This window comes from Kribbella sp. NPDC050470 (assembly GCF_044458365.1).
Taxonomy (GTDB): Bacteria; Actinomycetota; Actinomycetes; order Propionibacteriales; family Kribbellaceae; genus Kribbella.
The window spans coordinates 746,696-769,374 of the sequence record NZ_JBITHV010000002.1 but is presented as its reverse complement, the minus strand read 5'-3'; the positions used below and the strand labels follow the sequence as shown (position 1 = coordinate 769,374).

Annotated in this window: 23 protein-coding genes; 17 read left to right on the top strand and 6 right to left on the bottom strand. The window is 69.5% G+C overall.

Annotated elements, in window-relative coordinates; translation table 11 throughout:
• Positions 1 to 99: 99 nt before the first annotated feature.
• Positions 100 to 1,617, top strand: coding sequence for a WD40 repeat domain-containing protein (locus ACIBGM_RS08310; protein ID WP_396384899.1), 1,518 nt, complete (start codon positions 100 to 102; stop codon positions 1,615 to 1,617).
• On the opposite strand, the gene ACIBGM_RS08305 is transcribed toward ACIBGM_RS08310, so the two are convergent.
• A complete protein-coding gene (locus tag ACIBGM_RS08305) occupies positions 1,614 to 2,408 on the bottom strand; it encodes an SDR family NAD(P)-dependent oxidoreductase (RefSeq protein WP_396384898.1) in 795 nt (264 codons plus the stop codon). The two genes, ACIBGM_RS08310 and ACIBGM_RS08305, sit on opposite strands and share 4 nt — an antisense overlap.
• Positions 2,409 to 2,547: 139 nt before the next feature.
• On the opposite strand from ACIBGM_RS08305, the gene ACIBGM_RS08300 reads away from it, so the two are divergent.
• Positions 2,548 to 3,444, top strand: a complete 897-nt coding sequence (locus ACIBGM_RS08300; RefSeq protein ID WP_396384897.1) for a hypothetical protein — start codon at positions 2,548 to 2,550, stop codon at positions 3,442 to 3,444.
• Between the two features lie 34 nt (positions 3,445 to 3,478).
• Here the strand turns inward: ACIBGM_RS08300 and ACIBGM_RS08295 are convergent, their stop codons facing one another.
• Together ACIBGM_RS08295 and ACIBGM_RS08290 are read right to left on the bottom strand one after the other, a co-directional pair.
• Complete coding sequence (locus ACIBGM_RS08295) at positions 3,479 to 4,144, bottom strand: response regulator transcription factor (protein WP_360528923.1); 666 nt, start codon at positions 4,142 to 4,144, stop codon at positions 3,479 to 3,481.
• Entirely contained in the window at positions 4,141 to 5,235 is a 1,095-nt protein-coding gene (locus tag ACIBGM_RS08290; RefSeq protein WP_396384896.1) for a sensor histidine kinase, read from the bottom strand. The genes ACIBGM_RS08295 and ACIBGM_RS08290 overlap by 4 nt, the downstream gene beginning before the upstream one ends.
• 100 nt (positions 5,236 to 5,335) lie before the next feature.
• On the opposite strand from ACIBGM_RS08290, the gene ACIBGM_RS08285 reads away from it, so the two are divergent.
• From ACIBGM_RS08285 to ACIBGM_RS08255, 7 genes are all read left to right on the top strand, one after another.
• Positions 5,336 to 6,709: an alpha/beta fold hydrolase gene (locus ACIBGM_RS08285; RefSeq protein ID WP_396384895.1), complete on the top strand. Its 1,374-nt coding sequence runs from the start codon at positions 5,336 to 5,338 to the stop codon at positions 6,707 to 6,709.
• Positions 6,710 to 6,741: 32 nt separating this feature from the next.
• Positions 6,742 to 7,197, top strand: coding sequence for a hypothetical protein (locus ACIBGM_RS08280; protein ID WP_360528932.1), 456 nt, complete (start codon positions 6,742 to 6,744; stop codon positions 7,195 to 7,197).
• Positions 7,194 to 7,721 (top strand): CGNR zinc finger domain-containing protein, encoded by a 528-nt coding sequence (locus ACIBGM_RS08275; RefSeq protein ID WP_360528935.1) that lies wholly within the window; start codon positions 7,194 to 7,196, stop codon positions 7,719 to 7,721. Before ACIBGM_RS08280 ends, ACIBGM_RS08275 begins: the two co-directional genes overlap by 4 nt.
• A gap of 179 nt (positions 7,722 to 7,900) precedes the next feature.
• The gene (locus tag ACIBGM_RS08270; protein WP_396384894.1) at positions 7,901 to 9,097 is read left to right on the top strand and encodes an MFS transporter; all 1,197 of its coding nucleotides are present in this window, start codon (positions 7,901 to 7,903) and stop codon (positions 9,095 to 9,097) included.
• A 233-nt stretch (positions 9,098 to 9,330) separates the two neighbouring features.
• A complete protein-coding gene (locus tag ACIBGM_RS08265) occupies positions 9,331 to 10,047 on the top strand; it encodes a FadR/GntR family transcriptional regulator (RefSeq protein ID WP_396384893.1) in 717 nt (238 codons plus the stop codon).
• A gap of 20 nt (positions 10,048 to 10,067) precedes the next feature.
• Positions 10,068 to 10,808, top strand: coding sequence for a sulfite exporter TauE/SafE family protein (locus ACIBGM_RS08260; RefSeq protein ID WP_396384892.1), 741 nt, complete (start codon positions 10,068 to 10,070; stop codon positions 10,806 to 10,808).
• 44 nt (positions 10,809 to 10,852) lie between these two features.
• Positions 10,853 to 11,368, top strand: coding sequence for an NUDIX hydrolase (locus tag ACIBGM_RS08255; protein WP_396384891.1), 516 nt, complete (start codon positions 10,853 to 10,855; stop codon positions 11,366 to 11,368).
• A gap of 4 nt (positions 11,369 to 11,372) precedes the next feature.
• Here ACIBGM_RS08255 and ACIBGM_RS08250 read toward each other — a convergent pair whose 3' ends face one another.
• Complete coding sequence (locus tag ACIBGM_RS08250) at positions 11,373 to 12,371, bottom strand: ElyC/SanA/YdcF family protein (RefSeq protein WP_360528950.1); 999 nt, start codon at positions 12,369 to 12,371, stop codon at positions 11,373 to 11,375.
• A gap of 177 nt (positions 12,372 to 12,548) precedes the next feature.
• On the opposite strand from ACIBGM_RS08250, the gene ACIBGM_RS08245 reads away from it, so the two are divergent.
• On the top strand, positions 12,549 to 13,787 hold the full coding sequence (locus ACIBGM_RS08245) for a D-arabinono-1,4-lactone oxidase (RefSeq protein ID WP_396384890.1): 1,239 nt from the start codon (positions 12,549 to 12,551) through the stop codon (positions 13,785 to 13,787).
• On the opposite strand, the gene ACIBGM_RS08240 is transcribed toward ACIBGM_RS08245, so the two are convergent.
• Both ACIBGM_RS08240 and ACIBGM_RS08235 read right to left on the bottom strand, forming a co-directional pair.
• Positions 13,778 to 14,248 (bottom strand): MarR family winged helix-turn-helix transcriptional regulator, encoded by a 471-nt coding sequence (locus ACIBGM_RS08240; RefSeq protein WP_396384889.1) that lies wholly within the window; start codon positions 14,246 to 14,248, stop codon positions 13,778 to 13,780. The genes ACIBGM_RS08245 and ACIBGM_RS08240 overlap by 10 nt on opposite strands.
• On the bottom strand, positions 14,245 to 15,534 hold the full coding sequence (locus ACIBGM_RS08235; protein WP_396384919.1) for a nicotinate phosphoribosyltransferase: 1,290 nt from the start codon (positions 15,532 to 15,534) through the stop codon (positions 14,245 to 14,247). Before ACIBGM_RS08235 ends, ACIBGM_RS08240 begins: the two co-directional genes overlap by 4 nt.
• Positions 15,535 to 15,628: 94 nt before the next feature.
• On the opposite strand from ACIBGM_RS08235, the gene clpS reads away from it, so the two are divergent.
• The 7 genes from clpS to ACIBGM_RS08200 all read left to right on the top strand — a co-directional run bounded on the left by clpS (position 15,629) and on the right by ACIBGM_RS08200 (position 22,674).
• Entirely contained in the window at positions 15,629 to 15,916 is a 288-nt protein-coding gene (gene clpS / locus ACIBGM_RS08230) for an ATP-dependent Clp protease adapter ClpS (protein ID WP_131361796.1), read from the top strand.
• Complete coding sequence (locus ACIBGM_RS08225) at positions 15,913 to 16,464, top strand: DUF2017 domain-containing protein (RefSeq protein WP_360528962.1); 552 nt, start codon at positions 15,913 to 15,915, stop codon at positions 16,462 to 16,464. The genes clpS and ACIBGM_RS08225 overlap by 4 nt, the downstream gene beginning before the upstream one ends.
• 360 nt (positions 16,465 to 16,824) lie before the next feature.
• Positions 16,825 to 19,920, top strand: coding sequence for an isoleucine--tRNA ligase (ileS, locus tag ACIBGM_RS08220; protein ID WP_396384888.1), 3,096 nt, complete (start codon positions 16,825 to 16,827; stop codon positions 19,918 to 19,920).
• A 10-nt stretch (positions 19,921 to 19,930) separates the two neighbouring features.
• Complete coding sequence (locus tag ACIBGM_RS08215; protein WP_396384887.1) at positions 19,931 to 20,923, top strand: aldo/keto reductase; 993 nt, start codon at positions 19,931 to 19,933, stop codon at positions 20,921 to 20,923.
• Between the two features lie 64 nt (positions 20,924 to 20,987).
• On the top strand, positions 20,988 to 21,443 hold the full coding sequence (locus ACIBGM_RS08210) for a Mov34/MPN/PAD-1 family protein (protein WP_396384886.1): 456 nt from the start codon (positions 20,988 to 20,990) through the stop codon (positions 21,441 to 21,443).
• A gap of 2 nt (positions 21,444 to 21,445) precedes the next feature.
• Positions 21,446 to 21,724 (top strand): MoaD/ThiS family protein, encoded by a 279-nt coding sequence (locus tag ACIBGM_RS08205; protein ID WP_360528977.1) that lies wholly within the window; start codon positions 21,446 to 21,448, stop codon positions 21,722 to 21,724.
• Entirely contained in the window at positions 21,724 to 22,674 is a 951-nt protein-coding gene (locus tag ACIBGM_RS08200; protein WP_396384918.1) for a PLP-dependent cysteine synthase family protein, read from the top strand. The genes ACIBGM_RS08205 and ACIBGM_RS08200 overlap by 1 nt, the downstream gene beginning before the upstream one ends.
• Positions 22,675 to 22,679: the final 5 nt, after the last annotated feature.

Sequence of the window (22,679 nt, the reverse complement as noted above, 5' to 3'; positions counted from 1 at the left end):
CGGGTGCGTTTTCGCCCCGGCCTGCGCTGACAGTTATCGTGTGGTGGCACAACGTCACAGGTCGGGTCACAAGTCGGGTTCGCGCACGGGGGATTCATGATGAAGAAGGCATTTCTGGCGGTGGTCACGACCGCGGCCGTGGTCGCTGCGGCCCTGATTCCCTCGGGCCGTCCGGTGGAAGCCGCGGCGCCGGGGTTCGCCTCGGCGGTGTCGGCGGTCAGCCAGACGACCTGGCAGACCAACGCCAGCGTGAACGCGCTCGCCGTCGCCGGGAACACCGTGTACGCCGGTGGCCTGTTCACCCGGATCCGGCAGCCCGGCAAGGCGCTCGGGCAAGGTGACGCGGCCCGGACCTACCTCGCCGCCTTCGACCGCAGCACCGGTCTGCCGACGCGCTTCGCGCCGACGCTGAACGGCGCGGTGTGGAGCATCGCCACGAGCCCGGACGGCAAGTGGGTCGTCATCGGCGGCGACTTCACCACGGTCAACGGTGTGTCCCGCAAGCGGGTCGCGTTGTTCAGCGCGGCGACCGGTGAGCTCGTCAGCGGCTGGGACCCGGCGGTCAACTACCGGGTCGCGGCGCTGGCGATCGGGGGCAACACCGTCTACGTCGGCGGATCGTTCGGCCGGGTGGACAACGTGGTGCGGAACCGGCTGGCCGCGATCAACCTGAAGACCGGAGTCCTGACGTCCTGGAACCCGGACGCCGACGACGACGTACACGCGATCGAGCTCTCGGCGGATGGGAAGCGGGTGTTCGTCGGCGGCGGGTTCGTGACCCTGCAGGGCGTGCCGCACCACGCGCTCGCGATGCTGAACACCACCACGGGCGCTGCCTACCCGATGCCGGCCGCCGCGGCGATCCCGGCGAAGACGGTCGACTGTGACAGCCGGGTCAAGGACATCGACATCCTCGGCAACAAGGTCTTCGTCGCGAACGCCGGCAGCGGCATCGGCTGCTATGACGGTGTGCTCGCGGCCGACGCGTCGACCGGCAAGCTGCTCTGGCAGAGCAAGTGCCTCGGCGCAACAGAGGCGGTCAAGGCGATCGGCAACTGGGTCTACAAGGGCTCGCACGCGCACGACTGCAGCCGGGACGGCGGCTTCCCGGACAAGACCGGCATGCACCACCTGCTGGTCTACAGCGGGATCACCGGCAAGCTCGGCCCGTGGTTCCCGAACACGAACGCGGGCGGCAGCACCGAGGTCGGTCCGCTGGCATTCGCGTCCGGCGGGAACGACGTCTGGGTCGGCGGCGACTTCACCCGGGTGAACGGCGTCCGCCAGCAGGGGCTGACCCGTTTCACCAACGCTCCCGGTGGCGCGCGGCCGGGGCTGCCGGCGGCGCCGAAGGTGTCCAGCACCCGGGTCAACCGGGCGGCGGTCAGCTTCCCGACCGTGCTCGACCTGGACAACATCTCGCTGACCTACACGCTGTACCGGGGCAAGACGAAGGTGGGGAGCTGGAAGCGTACGTCGTACTCGTGGACCAAGCCTGTCGTGACGACGTTCAGCGACAGCGGCCTGACCAGCGGCCAGTCGGTCGCCTACCAGGTCGAGGTCAGCGACGGCCGCAACGTCCGGAGGAGCGCGGCCGCCGCTGTCAGGATCCGCTAGCCCGGGATCAGGCTGCCGCCGGTGACGCGGAGGATCTCGCCCTGAATCGCGGTCGTCCGCGGTGAGGTGAGGAACAGGATCGCGTTGGCCAGTTCAGTGGTGTCCGGCAGTTTGCGGGCGCTGAACGTGGCCGCGATCTGCTCGAGCGCGGGTTTCGGGATCGCCCGGTGCTCACCGTTCTCCAGCGTGATCCCGGGCATCACCACGTTGACCAGTACGCCGTCCTGGCCCAGGTCGTGCTGGAGACTCGCGACCAGGCCGTGCAGCCCGGCCTTCGCGGCGGAGTACGGCCAGGAGCCGGGCAGACCGCGCTCGGCCAGGTCCGTCGAGATCAGTACCAGCCGGCCGTGCTCCGACCGTCGCAACGCGGGCGCCACCTGCTGCACGAGGTGGTAGTTGCCCTCGAGATTGCCGCGCATCACCGGAACCCACCAGTCGGCCGGGCCGTCCTCGACCTTCATCGGCCGGTCGTGGAACCCGGCGTTGCCCCAGTTGACCGCGTTCCCCACCACCACGTCCAGCCCGCCCCACCGCTGCACGGTCGCTTCCACCGCGGCGGCGATGGTGTCCGGCTCGTTCAGATCCATCGGTACGACGTACGCCGTACCGCCCGCCGCCTCGATCTCCTCGGCCACCGCCTCGGCCGCGTCCTTGCGCGCGTTGTAGGTGATCGCAACCCGCGCCCCTTCCCGCCCATATCCGATCGCAGCAGCCCGCCCGATCCCGGACGACCCACCCGTCACCAGCACCGCCACATCCTGCAACCCCAGGTCCATTGCCGTACCCTTCATGTAGTTAGTCGGCTAATCACAAAACTTAGCCGTCTAACTACCAGGATGCAAGGCAACTTTTGCGGCGTGCCGTGCATCCCCTCGGGTAGTGCTTTTCTACCGGGGGTGAGAGATGAATCGGTATGGCATCAGGGGAACGATGGCGGCGACGATCTTGGCGGCCGGCTTGCTGGTCGCGGCGGCGCCATCCACGGCACACGGCAGTACGGCGGGGGCCGCAGCTGCCTGTGAGGTCAAAGCAGGGGCGGTGACGGCCGGCGGGGACCACTGGATCCAGGGGTTCCGGGCGACCGCGCCGATCACCCGGACAGAGAACAGGGTCGTTGCCCGGGGCCTCTATCCGGACGGCCAGGCCCGGCTCAGCAGCAGCTGGGAGTACGGGTCGCACGCGGAACTGCCCGGGACGATCCACTCCGGCTTGGTCACCTTGGGAACCGTGCTGTACGAGCACGGGTACATGATGGAGCCGGACGGCAGCGGGCCCTTCGGATCGATGGATCGGATCGGGGGCGGCTGGGGAGCGTTCAAGGCGCTCGACCTGTCGACCGTCCTGACGTCGTCGACGACCGAGCGCTGGACCGGCTACGGTCTGCGGACCGACGGGATCCTGCAGCGCTGGAACGTCACCCACAACGCCGGGCAGCCGGTCTGGCGGCCCAGTGGTACGGCGACCGGGTTCGGGGCGGTCAAGGCGATGGCGTTGATCAGCCAGACCAGGACCTACGACACGTTCCTGATGAACACCGGCAGCGGTGGGCTCTACACGGTCCGGATCCCGACCACGACCCCGATGAAGCCGGTGGTGAAGAAGGTTCGGAGCTCCACCTGGCAGGGGTTCGAGTCGCTGGTGACGGCGCGCTGCGGCAGCACCGGCACGCTGCTGCTCGGCATCGACAAGGACACCGGCAACGGCTACCTGTACGCCGTCGGCCACGGCGCCACCGTGATCAAGGGCCTCGGCAAGGTGCCCGGAACGTTCACCAACCCGGTGAACTTCTCCTGGCGCCGGGACCGCGACCTGCCGACCGGCGCGTGAGCTTCGGGCGGCCGGCGGTCCGATCCGCCGGCCGCTACCGCCGTCGTGGCTGAACCAGGCCCGACTCGTAGGCGGTGATGACGAGTTGGGCGCGGTCGCGGGCGTGGAGCTTGGCGAGCAGGTGGCCGATGTGCGTCTTCACGGTGCCGTGGCCGACGTGCAGGTGGTCGCAGATCTCCTTGTTGGACAGGCCGCGGGCGATCAGGGACAGGACCTCGCGCTCGCGCTCGGTCACGCCGTCGAGTCCGTGCAGCGGCGCCTGGCCGGGCTCGGCCAGGCGGGCGAACTCGGCGATCAGCCGGCGCGTGATGGAGGGTGCGAGCAGCCCTTCGCCGGCCGCCACGACTTTGATTGCCTGGAGCAACTCAGTGGGCGGGACGTCCTTCAGGAGGAACCCGCTCGCGCCGGCGCGCAGGGCGGCGTACACGGAGTCGTCCAGGTCGAACATCGTCAGGATCAGCACCCGCACCCCGGCGTCCTCGCGGCAGAGTTGCCGAGTGGCCTCGATCCCGTCGAGGCGCGGCATCCGGACATCCATCAGGACGACGTCCGGCCGCTCGCGACGGGCGAGCTCGACGGCCTCCACGCCGTCCGCTGCCTCGCCGACCGTGACGAGACCGGGAGTGGTGTCGATCAGCACCCGGAAGCTGCCGCGCAACAACGCCTGGTCGTCCGCCACCAGGACCCGGATGTCAGTCACGCGCGCACTCCGATCGGCAGTTGGACGACGACCTCGAAGCCACTCGGCGATCGGGGCCCGGCCCGGAACGTCCCGCCGTACATGCTCACCCTCTCCCGGATCCCGATCAGCCCATGCCCTTCGGTCACCGGGCCGCCCACGCCGTCATCGGTCACTTCCAGCCGTACGGCGGATGCGTCACCGGAAACGTGCACCCGGCAACGACGTGCCCGCGCGTGTCTGGTGACGTTGGTCAAGCACTCCTGGACGATACGATGGACCGCCAGCTCGACCGCCTCCGGGAGCGGGTCGGTCACTTCGACGAGGAGTTCGACCTGGACCCCGGTGGATTCCACCCGGGCCGCCAGTTCCGGGAGCGCGGACAGACCTGCCGTCGGCGGCTCATCCGTCGTACGCAGGAGGCTGAGCATGTGGCGAAGCTCGACCAGTGCGTCGCGGCTCGTGGTCTCGATGACGGACAGCGCGTCGGAGACCTCTTCGGGCTTGACATGCAAGACGTGGTTGGCGACGCCGGCCTTGACCGCGATCAGTCCCATGCTGTGGGCAACGATGTCGTGCAGCTCGCGGGCGATCCGGAGCCGTTCGTCCGAGACCGCCTGCTCGGCGAGCGCTTGGGCCGCCCGCACCGCCGCGGCGCGCCGGTCCCGGACCACGCGACCTAGCGTCCAGGCGCCGTACATGCCGGCTAGGCCGGTCAGCACCAGGACGACACTCGTCGAGCCCTGCGGCGAGCCGCCGATCAGGGCGAGGACGAGGACGACGAAGGCGGTTCCGCCGCCCGCGCTGACCAGGCGCCTGGTTGCCGGCGGCCGTGGTCGCGCGTAGGTCAGGCCGACGACGTACAGGACGTAGCAGGCGGCGAGCAGCGGGTCGTGCAGGGTCTGGGTGGCGATCGCGGCGGCGGATGCGACGAGTACGGCGGCCAGCGTCGGCAGCGGCCAGATCCGCCGGACGGCGACCGGCACAGCGAGCGCCACCATCAAGATCAGGGACCACCAAGGAGCGTCCGAAGGAGCCGTGAAGGCGTACACGACGGCGATGAAGCAGTCGGCGGCGATCAACTGTCGCCGGGTCAACGCGGACTCCGTCACTCGACGAACCTAACCGACCGGCCGGCCGCCGACCTCGGACCCAGGTCTGTCGGCCCGCCGTCCGATGTGCTCGCCTGCCATCGACGGCAGCGTGGCCGGCATGGTCAAACTACTCACGATCGCTGCGCTCGCGATGAACGCGGTGACAGTGCCGGCACCGAGCCTGGACTGGGGCGAGTGCCCCGGTGGGCCGGGCGAGGTCGGGATCGAATGTGCGTCCGTGCAGGTCCCGGTCGACTGGGACGACCCGGGCGGCCGGCAGCTCACCTTGATGGTCGGCAGGTTGCGCTCGACCGCCGCCAAGCCGCAGGGCTCGGTGCTGGTCAACTTCGGCGGGCCGATGGGGATGAGCATCGACCTGATGCGCTCGTACGGCGGCGCCGAGGCGTTCGCCGGGTTGCGGCAGCAGATGGACATCGTCACCTGGGACATGCGCGGCGGGCCCAACGTGCCCGGCTTGAGCACCAACCTGGACTGCGAGTGGAGTGGGGCGCGACTGCCGCGGCTGCCGCGCAACCAGGCCGAGTTCGACCAGCTCGCGGCGGCGAACCGGGCCGTGGCGTCGAAGTGCCAGGCGAAAGATCCACAACTGTTCGAGTCGATGCACTCGGCCAGCCAGGCGCACGACCTCGAGGCGATCCGGCAGGCGCTCGGCGAGTCGAAGATCAACTTCTACGGGGCGTCGTACGGCGGCTTCCTGGCGCAGGCGTACGCCCGGCTCTACCCGCACCACGTCCGCGCCCTCGTGCTGGACGGGACCTGGAACCACAGCGCGGCCAACTGGGACCGTGAGTTGCCCAAGCTGGCGCGGGACGTGCAGAGCTTCCTGACGCGCTACTTCGATTGGTGCAAATGCTCACCGGCGAAGTGGCAACGGCTCGTGGCGAAGGCGAGTCGCACGCCGATCCCGGCTTCGGCAGCGGGGACGACGTACGACGGGAACGACCTGCGGGCGCTCGGACTCCAGCTCGCGAGGCGCGGGCCCGAGGCGTACCCGAAGCTGACCCAGGCGATCAAGCAGGCCCTCGCGGGTGACGCGTCCGGGTTCACGCCGGCTCGGCCCAACCCGCCGTACCCGTACACGCCGACGCCCGGCGTGGTCGAGTGCACCGACTGGCCGCGGCCGGCCAACCAGCGCGAGCTGCAGCGACAAGTACGGCGGATGGAGGCGGCAGCGCCGTACACGGGTGCATCCGGCACGATCGCCTACGCGATGTTGTCGTGTGTCGGCTGGCCGGTGCCGGTGCAGAACGAGCCGGCCGCGCTGCCGAAGGGACTGCCGCCGTTGCTGATGGCCGGCAACTGGAGCGAGTACGACTCGGCCGCGCGGGTGATCGACCAGGTCCCGGGGAGCGGGTCCGTGTACCACGACGGTCCGGGGCACACGCTCTACATGGTCAACGCCTGCGCCCGCGCGAAGATCGACGCCTACTTCGCGGACGGCGTCGTACCGCCGCGTGGTATCCGTTGTTGACACCAGTTAATTGCAGTAACTAGTGTCGCAAGATGATCACGGGACCGCACCAGCCGCGAACCATCAGCTACCTCGGACTGCGAGAGCTCGACGGGTGGCGGGTGAAGTACTACGGCATCGCGAAGAGCGGCCGGCCTGATGCTGCTCTGGTCGCGGCGGCTGAGCGTGCCGTGAAGCAACTGCCGACCTTCCTGGACGATGACGAGCCGCATGGCGTCGGGTTCGTCATCGTCCACGAGGCCGGCCGGCGTTCGTACGTCCTGATCGACTGGTGGGCCGCGCAGAACGAGATCCACCAGCGGATGCTGTCGGCTCCGGGCGACGAGCCGGACCAGCTCGCGCCACACTCGAGCGCTGCGATCGGCTGTGTCTGGGAGCTCGCGGTCACCGACTTCGAACGGCGCGCGTGGCTGCAGCATGTGCTCGCGAACCCCGGCGGCCCGGACCTCGACGCGTATCTCGCCGCCAGCTTCGAAGCCAAGCTATGACGTCCTTGCCCACGGACGTCGCCCTGGTCCACGCCTTCGTCAACACCCTCGACCTCCGCGAGTTCCGCCGTCACGGCGAACGCCTGCAGCCCCACGACACCTTGGATTCCCCGACTGCCCTGCGCGACTGGCTACGAGACCACGACCTCATCGAAAACCGCCAAGTCACCAAAGCGCACCTCGCGCAGGCGCTACGCCTTCGCACAGCCTTCCGCAACGGCACCAAGCAAACCCCCGGCGAGGCAACCCACCTGGACCTGACGCTCACCGTCACCGTCGATCCAGACTCCGGTGTCGCGCTGTCCCCCGCAGGTGCCGGCGTCGAGGCAGCCCTCACCAAACTCCTCCTGACCGCCGCCGACCTCACTGCTCGCGGCCGGTGGACCCGGCTCAAGATGTGCCCTGCCGACGACTGCCACTGGATCTTCTACGACCAGTCCCGCCCGGGCCGCGCCCGCTGGTGCTCGCCCGACCGCTGCGGCAATCGGACCAAAACCCGCGCCTACCGCGAACGCCGTACCTGAGGAAATCCGCTGGCCCCGCCGGGAGCGCGGTGGCTAGGGTGCGGGGGAGTCGAGAGTGCGAGGAGTTGGTGATGGTCGGTCGCCCCGGCACGCGCTGACGCACCTGTCATCGCGTGCTGCTTCGGTGGAGGTGGCACGGTTTCCCCTGCCCGGATTCGGGCTGACTCGAAGGAATCCTTGTGCCGTCTTTGTGGGCGGAAGCCGACTTTCGCAAGCTCTGGATCGGCCAGAGCGCCTCGTTGTTCGCCGCCTACGCCAGTCAGGTGACGCTGCCGTTGGTAGCGGTCGTCTCGCTCGGCGCCAGTGCTGCTCAGCTCGGCGGCCTGCGGGCCGCGCAGCAGGTACCGATCCTGCTGGTCTCCCTGTTCGTCGGCGTGCTGGTCGACCGGTGGCGAGCGCGCCGGATGATGGTGTACGCCGACCTCGGCCGGGCCGTCCTGCTCGGGCTCGTCCCGATCGCGTGGACGCTCGGGCTGCCGTTCCTGTACGTCGTCGCGTTCGTCATCGGCGTGTTCAGCGTGTGCTTCGACGTCGCCTGCCAGGCGTCCTTCACGCGGCTGGTCCGCCAGGATCAGCTTGCCCAGGGCAACAGCATCCTTGAGGGCAGCAAGTCGGCGGCGCAGATCTCCGGGCCGGCGATCGGCGGTGCGCTGGTGTCGTTGCTCACCGCACCGCTCGCGGTGCTGGGGAGCGCGGTCGGCTTCCTGGTCTCGGTCGTCTCGATCTGGCGTCTTCCCGACGCCCGGCCGGTCGCCCCGTCCGGCGGCATCCGGGACGGGCTGTGGCTGGTCGTCCGCGACAGCTCGCTGCGGGCGATCGCGATGGCGACCTGCGTCTACCAGTTCTTCTTCACCGCCATGATGACGGTGTACATCCTGTTCCTGTCCCGCTCGCTCGAACTGCCGGGCGCGGCCATGGGTCTCGTCCTGGCGGCCTTCGGCCCGGGTGCGTTGGCCGGGTCGCTGCTCTCCAGCCGGATGCCGCGCTGGTTCGGCTACGGCCGAGTCGTCGTCTTCGCCGCGCTCATCTCCGACCTGGTGATGCTCTCGACCGCCGCCTTGCACGGCTCGACCACGGTCACCGTGGCCGCCCTCGTCACCATCAACTTCCTGTACGGCGTCTTCAGCCAAACCGTCGACGTGGCCATCATGGCGATCCGCCAAGCCATCACCCCGGACACCGTGCAGGGCCGAGTGGTGGCCACCATCGCCTTCCTCGGCATGGGTCTGACCCCGGTCGGCGCCTTGCTCGGCGGCGCAGCGGCCGGCGTCTTCGGTGTTCGGGCAGCCCTCGTCGCCACGATCGCCGGTCTGTTCCTGTCCCCGCTGACCCTCAGCCTGTCCCCACTGGCACGCCTCGGCCGGATAGTCCGGTGAGGCGGGCTGCGCACTCGGCCGCCACGGCCTGGCAGAAAGACTCAGGGGTGTCGGGCTCGGGGATGACGTGGTGAACGGCCCCGACAGATTCGAGTGCCGCGGCGGTGATGCGTTGTGAGGCGGCCATCTGGGGAGCGTGGTGGTTCCTTCTTCCGGGGATGCCTACTTGGCAGTATTTGGCTCAGTGGCCTAGCCAATAGCCCAATGGGCCAGTTGTCAATAAGCTGGGTTGTATGGACTCGCCGCTGCCCGGAAGACTGGTACCGCCTCGTCCGGTACTTCGGTCGCGCCTCTACGAGCAGGTCGCCGACCAGATCTCCACCTGGATCAAGGAGAACGGCCTGCTGCCCGGTGACCGCCTGCCACCGGAGCGTGAACTGGCCCAGCGGCTCGGCGTCAGCCGGGCGACCCTGAGCCAGGCGCTGGTCGCGCTGGAGGTGATCGGCGTGGTCGTGGTCCGGCACGGCGATGGGACAGTGCTGACCGAGCGGGCCCGGACCGGAGCGGTGATCGAGGCGATCCGCGCGCATGCCGATCGGTTGCCGGAGATCATCGAGGCCCGCGACGCGCTCGAGTCGAAGCTGGCCGCGCTGGCAGCGGTACGGCGTACCGACGACGACCTCACCGCGATCCGGGCGGCGCTCGACCGGATGGAGCGCGACATCGAGACCGGCGGACGCGGGGTGGACGCGGACGAGCAGCTCCACGGCGCGATCACCGCGGCGGCGCGGTCGGACTTGCTCACCCAGATGATGGCGGCGATCCACGACCTGATCCGGGAGACCCGGTTGGAGTCGCTGTCCCAACCGGGGCGGCCGCGCGAGTCGCTGGCCGGTCACCGGAAGGTGGCGGACGCGATCGCGGCCGGTGACCCGGATGCCGCGGCCGCAGCGATGCACGAGCACGTCATGCTGGTCTCCGACGTCGCGCTGCTCCGCGAGCAGTCGTGACGGGACCCGAACATCTGGCGGTGGTCGCTGCAGGTCTCGGCGCCGGCGTGCTGACGTCGACGGTCGGGGTGGCGTCGCTGCTCAGCTTCCCGGTGCTGATCGCGCTCGGGATTCCGCCGGTCGTGGCGAACGTGTCCAACACCGTCGGCCTGCTTCCGGCCGCGGCCAGTGGGTCGTTCGGGTACCGGCGCGAGCTTCGCGAAGTGCCACGAGCCCACTCGGTTGCCGTCGTACTGACTTGCGCGATCGGCGCGATCGGTGGTGCGGCGCTGCTGCTGGCACTGCCGCCCGGTGTGTTCGCCTCGCTGGCGCCGTGGCTGATCCTGTTCACCTGCCTGATCGTCGGCGTGCAGCCGTGGATCACGAAGTGGCTGCGGTCGCGGCACGAGGGCCCGCACACCGAGCGGACCACGATGTCGCCGGCAACCACGTTCTTCGCCGCGCTGACCGGCGTGTACGGCGGCTACTTCGGCGCCGGCGCGGGCGTGATGATGATGGCGGTGCTCGGCCTCGGCCTCGATCTCGACCTGCGCATCGTCAACGCCCTGAAGACCCTCGCGCTGCTGGCCGCGAACCTCGTCGCCGGCCTCATCTTCGTCTTCGTCGCCGACCTTGACGTCACCGCCGCCGGCCTCCTGGCCGCCGGCTCCGTCGTCGGCGGCTACGTAGGCTCCCACATCGGCCGCCGCCTCCCGGCAACGCTGCTGCGCGTGCTGATCGTGGTCGCCGGGGTGACGGCCGCGGTCCTGATGCTGGGCTAGGCCGAGGTTATGCTCGAGCCGTCTTCTGCTGGGGAAGGAGCCCGATGACGGCACTACCGAACGACCTGCCCATCGTCGAGCGGGACGTGGTCCGGCTCGTCGTCCGCGACGACCAGGACCGGATCCTGCTCTTCCACACCCGCGAGTTCGGCGCCCCGGAGCTGGGGGTCTGGTGGGAGCTCCCCGGTGGCGGCATCGATCCGGGGGAGACCGTGGTGGACACGGCGTTGCGCGAGTTGCAGGAGGAAACGGGAATCGTTGCCACGGCCGACCAGGTGGGGACACCGACCTGGCGCCGTACGGCGGCCTTCCGGCATCGGGCGGCCCGGCACCTGCAGCACGAGGTGGTGTGCCAGGTGCGGCTCAGCGGACCGGGGCCGGACATCGACGAGTCCGGGCGGTTCGACGACGAGAAAGAGGACTACTTCGGCTTCCGGTGGTGGCCGATCGCCGAGGTCGTGGCCAGCGAGGAGCTGTTCTACCCCCGGAACCTGCCGGGCCTACTGACCGGGTTCCTGGCCGGTGAGGAGATCGACGAGCCGTTCGAGCTCTGGTCCTGATCCGCTAGAGGTGCTGGGTGATCGCGGCGGCCGCGATCAGCAGGCAGATGGCGCCGTTCAGGTAGCGGTGGGTGTAGAGGATGGCGACGAACTCGCGGATGGTTGCCGTCGGCCAGTAGTAGGTGGCGGTCGGGGAGCCGACGACCTGGCCGTTGACCTTCGCCCGGCGGGCGGTGAGGGCGGCGCGGAAGGCGTGGAAGTTGTTCGTCACGATCAGGCAGCGGTACTTCGGCTTCCGGGCGACCATCAGTTCACGGCTGAAGGTCAGGTTCTCCCAGGTGCTGGTCGACTTGTCCTCCCGCAGCACCCGGTCGGCCGGGACACCGCGCTCGATCAGGTACGACGCCATCGCGTGCGACTCGGGGATGTCCTCGTCCGGGCCCTGACCGCCGGAGGTGATGATCACCGGTGAGCGGCCCTTGCGCAGCGCCCGGTCGTACACCTGCTTCGCGCGGTCCAGCCGGCTCGCGAGCAGCGGCGGGACCCGGGAACCGCGCAGGCCGGAGCCGAGGACGATGATGAAATCGACCTTCCGGGACGAGCGGACCCGGCTGTAGACGAAGGCGTAGGCAAGGAAGCAGACGAACAGGAACGAGATGTAGGTCAGGACGCCGATCAGGACCGAGCGGACCGCGGCGAGTGGTTCCCAGCCGAGCTGCTGGACGGCGATGCCGAAGACGACCAGGCCGATGATGCCGAGCCCCGCGGCGAGGGAGAGCAGGTTGGCCGGGCGACGGCCCTCGCGGCGCAGCATCGTGATGCCGTTGACCACCAGGAACACCGCGAGGACGGCGATCGTCACCGGGATGGCGGCCAGGATCGCGACCACGAGCAGCCGGGCGGCGGTGTCCGAGACCGCGTCCAGCGCGAAGATCACGCCGAGCCCGGCGAACATCAGCGTCAGCACCAGGAAGATCCCGTTCCGGAACAACCGCCGGTCCCGCCAGAAACTCAGGCAGAACACCAGGAACCAGAACCCGGCCGCCCCGAAACAGATGATCATCGGGAGCCATCCAACCACGCTGTCCGTCAGGTGGAGTCGCGCCCGACCAGGGTGGTGCCGACGCGTTCGAACTGCTCCCCGCCGCCCGAAACCTTTCGCCGTACTCCAAGGGATAAGACCGTCCTGCCCGGGCGTGGGCGGATGTGCGAGAGTCGGGCCGGAGAGAAGGGGCCATCGATGACACAGCTGACCAACTGGGCCGGGAACATCAGCTTCGAGAGTCCGCTCGAGCGGCCGGCGTCGGTGCCCGAGCTGCAGGAGCTCGTCGCCCGGAACGAGAAGGTGCGCGTGCTCGGCACCGGGCATTCGTTCAACCGGATCGCCGACAGCACCGGCACGCTGGTCACCGTCGCGGACCTGCCGAAGGTGATCGAGGTGGGCGACGGCGGCGTGACCGTCGCAGCCGGGCTGCGGTACGGCGAGATCACCGCGGCCCTGCAGTCGCGCGGACTCGCCCTGCACAACCTCGGCTCGCTGCCGCACATCTCGGTCGCCGGCGCCTGCTCGACCGGGACGCACGGCTCCGGTGACACCAACGGCCCGCTGGCGGACGCGGTCAACGCGATCACGTTCGTCGACGCGTCCGGCGAGTTGGTCACGCTGACCCGCGGCGACGCCGACTTCGCCGGCTCGATCATCTCGGTCGGCGCGCTCGGGGTGACGGTGAGCCTGACGCTCGACGTGCAACCGTCGTACGAGATCAGCCAGGTCGTGTACGACGGATTGCCGGTCGATCGGCTCGGATCCGACTTCGCCGAGGTGATGGGCAGCGCGTACAGCGTCAGCGCGTTCACCGACTGGGTCGACCCGGACGTGATGGTCTGGCGCAAGCAGCGCGCGGGTGCGCCGATCGAACCCGACTGGCTCGGTGCGCACGTCGCCGACGGAGCCCGGCACCCGATCAAGACGATGCCGGCCGACTACGCCACCCAGCAGGGCGGTGTGCCGGGGCCGTGGAACGAGCGGCTGCCGCACTTCCGGCTCGAGTTCACCCCGAGCAACGGCGACGAGCTGCAGTCCGAGTACTTCGTGCCGCGGGCCAAGGCCGCCGAGTCCTTCGAGGTCTTGCGAGCCCTGGGCAACCAGCTGGCGCCGGTCATCCAGGTGTCCGAGGTACGCACGATCGCCGCCGACGAGCTGTGGCTGAGCCCGAGCCAGGGCCGTGACACGGTCGCCCTGCACTTCACCTGGATCCAGGACGAGGCCGCCGTACGCCCGGTCGTGCTCGCGCTCGAGGAGGCGCTCAACCCGCTCGGCGCCCGGCCGCACTGGGGGAAGGTCTTCGCGGCCGACGCGGCGTACCTGCGCTCGTGCTACCCGAAGGTCGCCGACTTCATCGACCTGGCCGCGAAGTACGACCCGAACGGCAAGTTCCGCAACCCTTACCTGGACACCTATTTACCCGCTCAAGCCTGATCCATCGGCTCGAGGGTTGTCGTGATGGTCCACAGCAGGTTGCGGAGCAGGCGACGGTCCTCGGGGCTGAGCGCGGCGAGGGCGCGGCGGCCGGCCCGGTCGTAGATCTTCTGGACGGTCTTGGCCAGCTCGGCGCCGCGGTCGGTGAGCTCGATGCTGACCTGACGGGCGTCGGTCGAGTTCTTCACCCGGCGTACCAAACCGGCGGTCTCCATCCGCTGGGTGGTCTTGGTCGCGGTCGGCACCTCGACGTCGAGCACCTTGGCCAGCTTGGCGACCGGCAGCGAGCCGTGGTGCAGGAGCTTGGCCAGCACGAGCTCCTGCCCGGTGTGCAGGCCGGTGCCGGCCAGCTCCTCGGCGACCGCCTTGCGGGCCGCGCGGTCCGCGAACCGCATCGCGACCAGCACGTCCGCCTCACTGGCCGGCGCGTCGGCGGGCCATGCCTGGGGTTCAGTGCTCACATGTGGCTCCGCGAGAGGAACGGATTCCGGGCGTCGTAGTCGCCGACGTACTCGGTCGGGATGGCGGCCTCGCCGCGGCTCAGCTGGCTGGCGTAGCGCGGGAGCTCGTCGCGGACCTTCAGGTGGTGCGCCTGGGACTCCTCGGGCGTGGTGCGGCCGACGATCTTGCCGCCCTCGACCAGGACCTTCAGCAGCTCGCGGTCGTCGCCGTCGTCCGCCGGCGGCTCGCCGACGACGATCAGCTCGACCTCGGCGACCCCGGCGGCCGTGCGCCGGCGCAACGCCCACTTCCGGCCGCCGATCGAGATCTTGTCCGGACTCTTCTTCGCCACCGGGAGCAGCGTGCCGTCGGCGTCCTCGCGGGCGACCAGCTTGTAGACGAACCCGCTGGTCGGGTGGCCGCTCCCCGTGACCAGCGCGGTCCCCACGCCGTACCCGTCGACCGGCGCCGGCGCCAGGGCGGCGATCTGGAACTCGTCCAGGTCGCTGGTGACGATGATCCGGGTCTTGGTCGCGCCGAGCGAGTCAAGCTGCTCACGGACCTGGCCGGCCAGCGACGGCAGGTCGCCGGAGTCCAGCCGGACCGCGCCCAGCTCGGGCCCGGTGATGTCGATCGCGGTCCGGACCGCCTCGGCCACGTCGTAGGTGTCCACGAGCAGCGTCGTTCCCTTGCCGAGGGCATCGACCTGGGAGGTGAACGCCTCCCGCTCCTTGTCGTGCAGCAGGGTGAACGAGTGCGCCGCCGTACCGGTGCTGGGGATGCCGAACCGGCGGGCGGCCTCCAGGTTCGAGGTGGCGGTGAAGCCGCCGATGTACGCCGCCAGCGCGGCGGCGACCGCGGCCTCCTCGTGCGTCCGGCGCGAGCCCATCTCGATACAGGGCCGGCCGCCGGCCCACCAGGTCATCCGGGACGCCGCCGAGGCGACCGCGGAGTCGTGGTTCAGGATGGACAAGAAAACGGTTTCCAGGAGCACCGCCTCGGCGAAGCTGGACTCCACCACCAGCACCGGGGAGCCCGGGAAGTAGATCTCGCCGTCGGCGTAACCGGAGATGTCGCCGGTGAACCGGTAGTCCGCGAGCCAGTCGCGGGTAGCCTGGTCCACGACACCCCGATCGGCCAGGAACGCGATCGACTGCTCGTCGAAGCGGAACCGGTCGAGCGCGTCGAGCAACCGGTTCACGCCGGCCACCACGCCGTACCGGCGGCCGTCCGGGAGCCGGCGGGCGAACAGCTCGAAGACCGATCGGCGATGCGCCGTGCCGTCGGCCAGGCTGGCCTGCAGCATGGTGAGCTCGTAGTGGTCTGTCAGCAGCGCGGTCGAGTGCGTCACAAGGGCAGCCTATTGCGAACGACGAACCGATGATGGAGAGAATGGACCGGTGAGCACCGCACCCAGCGAACTCGAGAGCCCCGAGGTCGACGAGGCGATCGAGCTGAGCCCGCCGTGGGTGACGATCGTCTGGAACGACCCGGTCAACCTGATGGACTACGTCACCTTCGTGTTCCAGACCTACTTCGGCTACTCCAAGCACAAGGCGGAGAAGCTGATGCTGCAGGTCCACCAGGAGGGCAAGTCGGCGGTGTCGAACGGGAACCGAGAGGCGATGGAACGCGACGTCGAAGCCATGCACTCCTACGGCCTGTGGGCCACCTGCGAGAAGTCGTGACACGGTTCCGCAAGCGCCGCAAGACCGTCGTCGTCAGTTTCGCCGAGCACGAGGCGGACATCCTGGCGAACCTGCTCCGCAACCTGGTCGAGCTCCTGTACGACGGGATGCCGCCGCGCGCCACCGAGTCGTCGGACCCGCTCGCCGCGCTGCTCGACAGTGACGGGCCGACGTCGCCGCCGGAGGACGTCGTACTGCAGCGGCTGCTGCCGGACGCGTACTCCGAGGACGACATGGCGTCGGCGGAGTTCCGCCGGTTCACCGAGCGCGGGCTGCGCGACGGCAAGATCACCGACGCCAAGCGGGTGCTGTCCGCCCTGGAGGAGTCCGGCGCCGACGAGATCGCCCTCGAGCCCGACGAGCAGCTGTCCTGGCTGCGAGCTCTCAACGATCTCCGGCTGGCGATCGGCACCCGCCTGGACATCAAAGAAGAAGACGACTACGCCACCTGGGAGAAACTCCCCGACGACGACCCCCGCCGCCTCACCTACGACCTCTACGACTGGCTCGGCTACCTCCAGTCAGCCTTACTCCACAACATTCGCTGAAGCCCGCGAAAGGACACCGCCTCCGGCGGCGGCTGCTCGTTCGGCGCGTCGCAGGCCGGGATTACGCTCCAGCCAGGTGGGCGAAGGCGGGTGTGGTTGCTGCGGATGAGACCTGCCGACAGGACGTAGGGGAGTCTGCTCGGTCAGGTGGCATCTGGTTCCTGCCTGAGCGCTGGCCGCCAGGGCGGGGACCTCCTGTCCGTCGGCACCACCAGGCAGACCCTGAGTCCACCCCATCAGGAGGGGTGGATATCCACTGGTGTTGTGCCTCCTCCTGGCGTGTGTCAGGGGAGAAGGCGTGACGCGCGGGGTTATCCGTCCGCGGGGGCGGTCGGTTGGTGTCGCGCTTACGATCGGCGGGTGAGTTATCCGAGGACTGGTGGGCGGCTGGGTGGGGTTCCGGACTTTCCGGGGGTTGAGCTTGGGGTGCTCGAGTACTGGGAGCGGGACGGGACGTTTCAGGCGTCGGTGGACGGGCGGGAGGCGGGGCAGGACGGGAGTAACGAGTTCGTCTTCTACGACGGGCCGCCGTTTGCCAACGGGTTGCCGCACTACGGACATCTGCTGACCGGGTACGTGAAGGATGTCGTGCCGCGGTACCAGACGATGCGGGGACGGCGGGTCGAGCGGCGGTTCGGGTGGGACACGCATGGGCTGCCGGCCGAGCTGGAGGCGCAGCGGGTGCTCGGGCTGAAGACGAAGGCGGACATCCTCGAGCTCGGGATCGAGAAGTTCAACGAGGCCTGCCGCGCCTCGGTGCTCAAGTACACCGGTGAGTGGCGCAGCTACGTCACCCGGCAGGCCCGCTGGGTCGACTTCGACAACGACTACAAGACGCTCAACCGCGACTACATGGAGTCGGTGATCTGGGCGTTCAAGACGCTCTACGACAAGGGCCTGGTGTACGAGGGACTGCGGGTCCTTCCTTACTGCTGGAACGACGAGACCCCGCTGTCCAACCACGAGCTGCGGATGGACGACGACGTCTACCAGCCGCGCCAGGACCCCTCGATCACGGTCGCGGTCGAGTTGGAGACTGGCGAGCGGCTGCTCGCCTGGACGACCACCCCGTGGACCCTGCCGAGCAACCTGGCGATGGCCGTCGGCCCGGACCTCGACTACGTCGTCGTGAACGATGCCGAGGGTCGTCCGGTGATCCTGGCCGAGGCGCGGCTGGCGGCGTACGCCGGTGCGCACGGCGACTTCGCCGGCCTCGGAGGCGAGGTGCTCCGCCGGCTCAAGGGGTCGGAGCTGATCGGCCGCCGCTACACCCCGCTGTTCGACTTCCTGGCCGGCACCGCCAACGCGTTCCAGATCATCGCCGCCGAGCACGTCACCACCGACGAGGGCACGGGCGTCGTGCACATGGCTCCCGCGTACGGCGAGGAGGACCAGACCGCCTGTGAAGCGGTCGGGATCCCGACCGTGCTGACCGTGGACGACGGAGCGCGGTTCACCGGCGTCGTCCCGCCGTACCAGGGGTTGCATGTCTTCGAGGCGAACCGGCCGATCATCCGGGACCTGCGGGCGTCCGGCGCGCTCGTCCGCGAGGACAGCTACGTGCACAGCTACCCGCACTGCTGGCGGTGCCGGAACCCGCTGATCTACAAGGCGGTGTCGAGCTGGTTCGTCGAGGTGACCCGGGTCCGGGACCGGATGGTCGAGCTGAACGAGCAGATCACCTGGGTCCCGGAGCACGTGAAGCACGGGCAGTTCGGCAAGTGGCTGTCGAACGCGCGGGACTGGTCGATCAGCCGGAACCGGTTCTGGGGCTCGCCGATCCCGGTGTGGCGGTCGGACGATCCGTCGTACCCGCGGATCGACGTGTACGGGTCGATCGAGGAGCTCGAGCTGGACTTCGGGGTGCCGGTCACCGATCTGCATCGCCCGTACGTCGACCAGCTGACCAGACCGAATCCGGACGACCCGACCGGGCGGTCCACGATGCGCCGGGTGCCCGACGTGCTGGACGTGTGGTTCGACTCGGGATCGATGAGTTTCGCGCAGGTGCACTACCCGTTCGAGAACACGACGTGGTTCGAGCACCACTTCCCCGGCGACTTCATCGTCGAGTACATCGGCCAGACGCGCGGCTGGTTCTACACGCTGCACGTGCTGTCGACCGCGTTGTTCGACCGGCCCGCGTTCTCGTCCTGCCTGAGCCACGGGATCGTGCTCGGCAACGACGGGCAGAAGATGAGCAAGTCGCTGCGCAACTACCCGGACGTGACCGAGGTGTTCGACCGGGACGGCGCGGACGCTATGCGGTGGTTCCTGATGTCCAGCCCGATCCTGCGCGGCGGCAACCTGGTCGTCACCGAGCAGGGCATCCGGGACGGCGTCCGGCAGGTGCTGATCCCGCTGTGGAACGCGTGGTACTTCTTCGCGCTGTACGCGAACGCAGCGGGCGCGTCGGGATCCTGGTCGACCGCGTCGACCGACCTGCTGGACCGGTACCTGCTCGCCCGCCTGCGGATCTTCGTCGGCGACGTCCAGGACCGGCTCGACCGCTACGACATCGCGTCCGCCTGCGACGCGGTGAACGACTACCTCGAGGTGCTGACGAACTGGTACATCCGGCGCTCCCGGGACCGGTTCTGGGCCGGCTCGGCGGAGGCGATCGACACGCTCTACACGGCGCTCGAGGTGGTCTGCCGGACCGCGGCGCCGCTGCTGCCGCTGGTGTCCGAGGAGGTGTGGCGCGGTCTGACCGGGGAGCGGTCCGTCCACCTGACCGACTGGCCGACGGCTTCCGACCTGCCGGAGGACGCCGGCCTGGTCGCGCGGATGGACCGGGTTCGGGAGATCTGCTCGGTTGCATCGTCGATCCGCAAGACGGCCGGGATTCGGGCCCGGCAACCGCTGCAGCGGCTCACCGTCGCGGCTGCCGACGCCGAGGAACTGCAGGCACTGGCTCCGATCATCAGCGCTGAGGTCAACGTGCGTGAGGTCGTGCTGACGTCCGCGGATGCGGCGGATGCGCCGGTGTCGCAGCGGCTGACGGTCAACGCACGGGCGGCCGGCCCGCGGCTCGGGCGGGACGTGCAGTCGGTGATCAAGGCTTCCAAGTCAGGTGACTGGTCGGTCTCCGCCGATGGTGTTGTGGTTGCCGGTGGCATCGAGTTGGCGGAGGGCGAGTACACGCTGGAGACCACGCTGGCCGAGGGCGGGGCTGCGAGTGGACTGCTGGCCGGCGGCGCCTTCGTCGTACTGGACACTGGTCTGACGCCTGAGCTGGAAGCCGAGGGGGTGGCGCGTGACGTGATCCGGTCGCTCCAGCAGGCGCGGCGGGACGCCGGTCTGGAGGTGACGGATCGGGTGCGGTTCTCGGTGACGGCGCCGGCCGAGGTGGTCGCCGCGGTCGAGGTGCATCGCGAGTTGATCATGGGGGAGACGCTGGCGGTGGAGCTCGCGTTGGCGGAGGGTCCCGAGGTGCGGGTCGAGGTCACTCCCTAGGGTTGGCCCCATGGAGACGCGCAGGCTTGGTCGTACGGGTCGTGATGTGGGTGTCGTCGGGCTCGGCGCCTGGCAGCTCGGGGCCGACTGGGGGTCGGTCGACGAGAGCGACGCGCTCGCCGTACTGCGGACCGCCATCGAGGGCGGGGTCACGTTCATCGACACGGCGGACGTGTACGGCGACGGACGCAGCGAGCGGCTGGTCGGTCAGGTCATCAAGTCGACAGCGCTCAACGGGTCTGGCGGCCTCACCGTGGCGACCAAGATGGGGCGGCGGGTCGAGCAGGTGCCGTCGGCGTACAACCTGGAGGCGTTCCGCGCCTGGAACGACCGGTCCCGGGAGAACCTCGGTGTCGACACGATCGACCTGGTCCAGCTGCACTGCCCGCCGACGCCGGTGTACTCGAACGACGCGGTCTTCGACGCGCTCGACACCCTGGTGGACGAGGGCCGGATCGCGTCGTACGGCGTGAGCGTCGAGACCTGCGCGGAGGCGCTGACCGCGATCGCCCGGCCGAACGTCGCGTCGGTCCAGATCATCCTGAACGCCTTCCGGCTCAAGCCGCTCGACGAGGTCCTGCCGGCCGCGCAGGAGGCGGGTGTCGGCATCATCGCCCGGGTCCCGCTGGCCAGCGGGCTGCTGTCCGGGAAGTACGACGAGAACACGGTGTTCGGCGCGGACGACCACCGCACGTACAACCGGCACGGCGAGGCGTTCGACGTCGGCGAGACCTTCTCCGGCGTCGACTTCGGCACCGGCCTGGAGGCCGTCCGCCGCCTGATGCCCTGGCTCCCCGCCGGCACCACCATGGCCCAGTTCGCCCTCCGCTGGATCCTCGACCAGCCCGGCGTCACCGTGGTCATCCCCGGCGCCCGCAACCCCACCCAAGCAGCCGCCAACCTCACCGCCGCCACCCTCCCCCCACTCACCCCCGACCAGTTGACGGCCGTCCGCGACACCTACGACACCCTCATCCGCCCCCAAATCCACAACCGCTGGTAGTCCGCATAGTGGACCGACCGCCGGGTTGGCAGGCCCGGTCCGGCGGCCCCTTTACCGTGGTCTCGTGCTGATCATAGAGCGTGCGACGTACGACGCGATCGTTGCGCATGCGCGGCGGGATCATCCCGACGAGGCGTGTGGGGTGGTTGCGGGGCCGGTGGGGTCCGGGCGGGCGGTGCGGTTCATTCCGATGCTCAACGCGGCGATGTCGCCGACGTTCTACGAGTTCGACTCCGGCGATCTGCTCCGCCTGTACAAGGAGATGGACGAGCGCGACGAGGAACCCGTGGTGATCTACCACTCGCACACCGCGACCGAGGCTTACCCGTCCCGCACGGACATCAACCTGGCCCAGGAGCCCGGCGCCCACTACGTGCTGGTGTCGACCCGGGACGGTGCGGAGTCCCCGGCGTACGACGGCCCGGTCGAGTTCCGGTCGTACCGGATCATCGACGGCGAGGTCGTGGAAGAAGAAGTCCGCGTGGTTGGTTCCTATGAAGAGACCGAAGGAGAGAAATAGAGATGGCGATCGAACTGCGCGTCCCGACGATTCTGCGCACCTACACCGGCGGTGAGAAGGCGGTGAACGGCGACGGCGCCACCCTGGCCGAGCTGATCGACAACCTGGAGGGCACCCACCCGGGCCTGAAGGAGCGCATTGTCGAGGGTCAGCCGGAGGAGCTGCGCCGGTTCGTGAACGTGTACGTGAACGACGAGGACGTCCGCTTCACCGGCGGCCTGCAGACCGGTGTCAAGGACGGCGACGTCGTCGTCGTGCTGCCCGCGGTGGCCGGCGGCTGATCATGCGCTTCGACAGCCTGCTCGACTCGGTCGGGGGCACGCCGCTGGTCGGGCTGCCCAAGCTGTCGCCCTCGGCCGACGTCCGGCTGTGGGCCAAGCTGGAGGACCACAATCCGACCGGCTCGATCAAGGACCGGGCCGCGCTGCGGATGCTGCTGGACGCCGAGAAGGAAGGCCGGCTCCGGCCCGGCAACACGATCCTGGAGCCGACCTCGGGCAACACCGGGATCTCGCTGGCGATGGCGGCCAAGCTGCGTGGCTACCGGATGGTCTGCGTGATGCCGGAGAACACCTCCGAGGAGCGCCGGCAGATCCTGCGGATGTGGGGGGTCGAGATCATCTCCTCCCCGGCCGCGGGCGGCTCGAACGAGGCGGTCCGGGTGGCCAAGCAGGTCGCCGAGGAGCACCCGGACTGGGTGATGCTCTACCAGTACGGCAACCCGTCGAACGCGGCCGCGCACTACGACGGCACCGCGCGCGAGATCCTCGCCGACCTGCCGTCGGTGACGCACTTCGTGGCCGGCCTCGGCACCACCGGAACGCTGATGGGCGCGGGCCGGTTCTTCCGCGAGCACAAGCCCGAGGTGCGGATCGTCGCCGCCGAGCCGCGGTACGGCGAACTCGTCTACGGGCTGCGCAACCTCGACGAGGGCTTCGTCCCCGAGCTGTACGACGAGACGCTCATCGACGCCCGGTTCTCGGTCGGCCCGCGGGACGCCGTCCGCCGGGTCCGGGAGCTGCTCGACAACGAAGGCATCTTCGCCGGCATCTCGACCGGCGCGATCCTGCACGCCGCGCTCGGCCAGGCGGCCAAGTGCGTGCGCGAGGGCGAGTCCGCGGACATCGCGTTCGTGGTCGCCGACGGCGGCTGGAAGTACCTGTCCACCGGCGCCTACGAAGGCACCATCGACGAGGCCGAAGACCGCCTCGAAGGCCAGCTCTGGGCCTGATTCCC

Bases quoted from the DNA above. Each gene is read 5' to 3' on its own strand.
- ACIBGM_RS08310 (WP_396384899.1), top strand. From the start codon at position 100: ATGAAGAAGGCATTTCTGGCGGTGGTCACGACCGCGGCCGTGGTCGCT.
- ACIBGM_RS08305 (WP_396384898.1), bottom strand. From the start codon at position 2,408: ATGAAGGGTACGGCAATGGACCTGGGGTTGCAGGATGTGGCGGTGCTG.
- ACIBGM_RS08300 (WP_396384897.1), top strand. From the start codon at position 2,548: ATGGCGGCGACGATCTTGGCGGCCGGCTTGCTGGTCGCGGCGGCGCCA.
- ACIBGM_RS08285 (WP_396384895.1), top strand. From the start codon at position 5,336: ATGGTCAAACTACTCACGATCGCTGCGCTCGCGATGAACGCGGTGACA.
- ACIBGM_RS08280 (WP_360528932.1), top strand. From the start codon at position 6,742: ATGATCACGGGACCGCACCAGCCGCGAACCATCAGCTACCTCGGACTG.
- ACIBGM_RS08275 (WP_360528935.1), top strand. From the start codon at position 7,194: ATGACGTCCTTGCCCACGGACGTCGCCCTGGTCCACGCCTTCGTCAAC.
- ACIBGM_RS08265 (WP_396384893.1), top strand. From the start codon at position 9,331: ATGGACTCGCCGCTGCCCGGAAGACTGGTACCGCCTCGTCCGGTACTT.
- ACIBGM_RS08255 (WP_396384891.1), top strand. From the start codon at position 10,853: ATGACGGCACTACCGAACGACCTGCCCATCGTCGAGCGGGACGTGGTC.
- ACIBGM_RS08250 (WP_360528950.1), bottom strand. From the start codon at position 12,371: ATGATCATCTGTTTCGGGGCGGCCGGGTTCTGGTTCCTGGTGTTCTGC.
- ACIBGM_RS08245 (WP_396384890.1), top strand. From the start codon at position 12,549: ATGACACAGCTGACCAACTGGGCCGGGAACATCAGCTTCGAGAGTCCG.
- ACIBGM_RS08235 (WP_396384919.1), bottom strand. From the start codon at position 15,534: ATGCTGCAGGCCAGCCTGGCCGACGGCACGGCGCATCGCCGATCGGTC.
- ACIBGM_RS08215 (WP_396384887.1), top strand. From the start codon at position 19,931: ATGGAGACGCGCAGGCTTGGTCGTACGGGTCGTGATGTGGGTGTCGTC.
- ACIBGM_RS08205 (WP_360528977.1), top strand. From the start codon at position 21,446: ATGGCGATCGAACTGCGCGTCCCGACGATTCTGCGCACCTACACCGGC.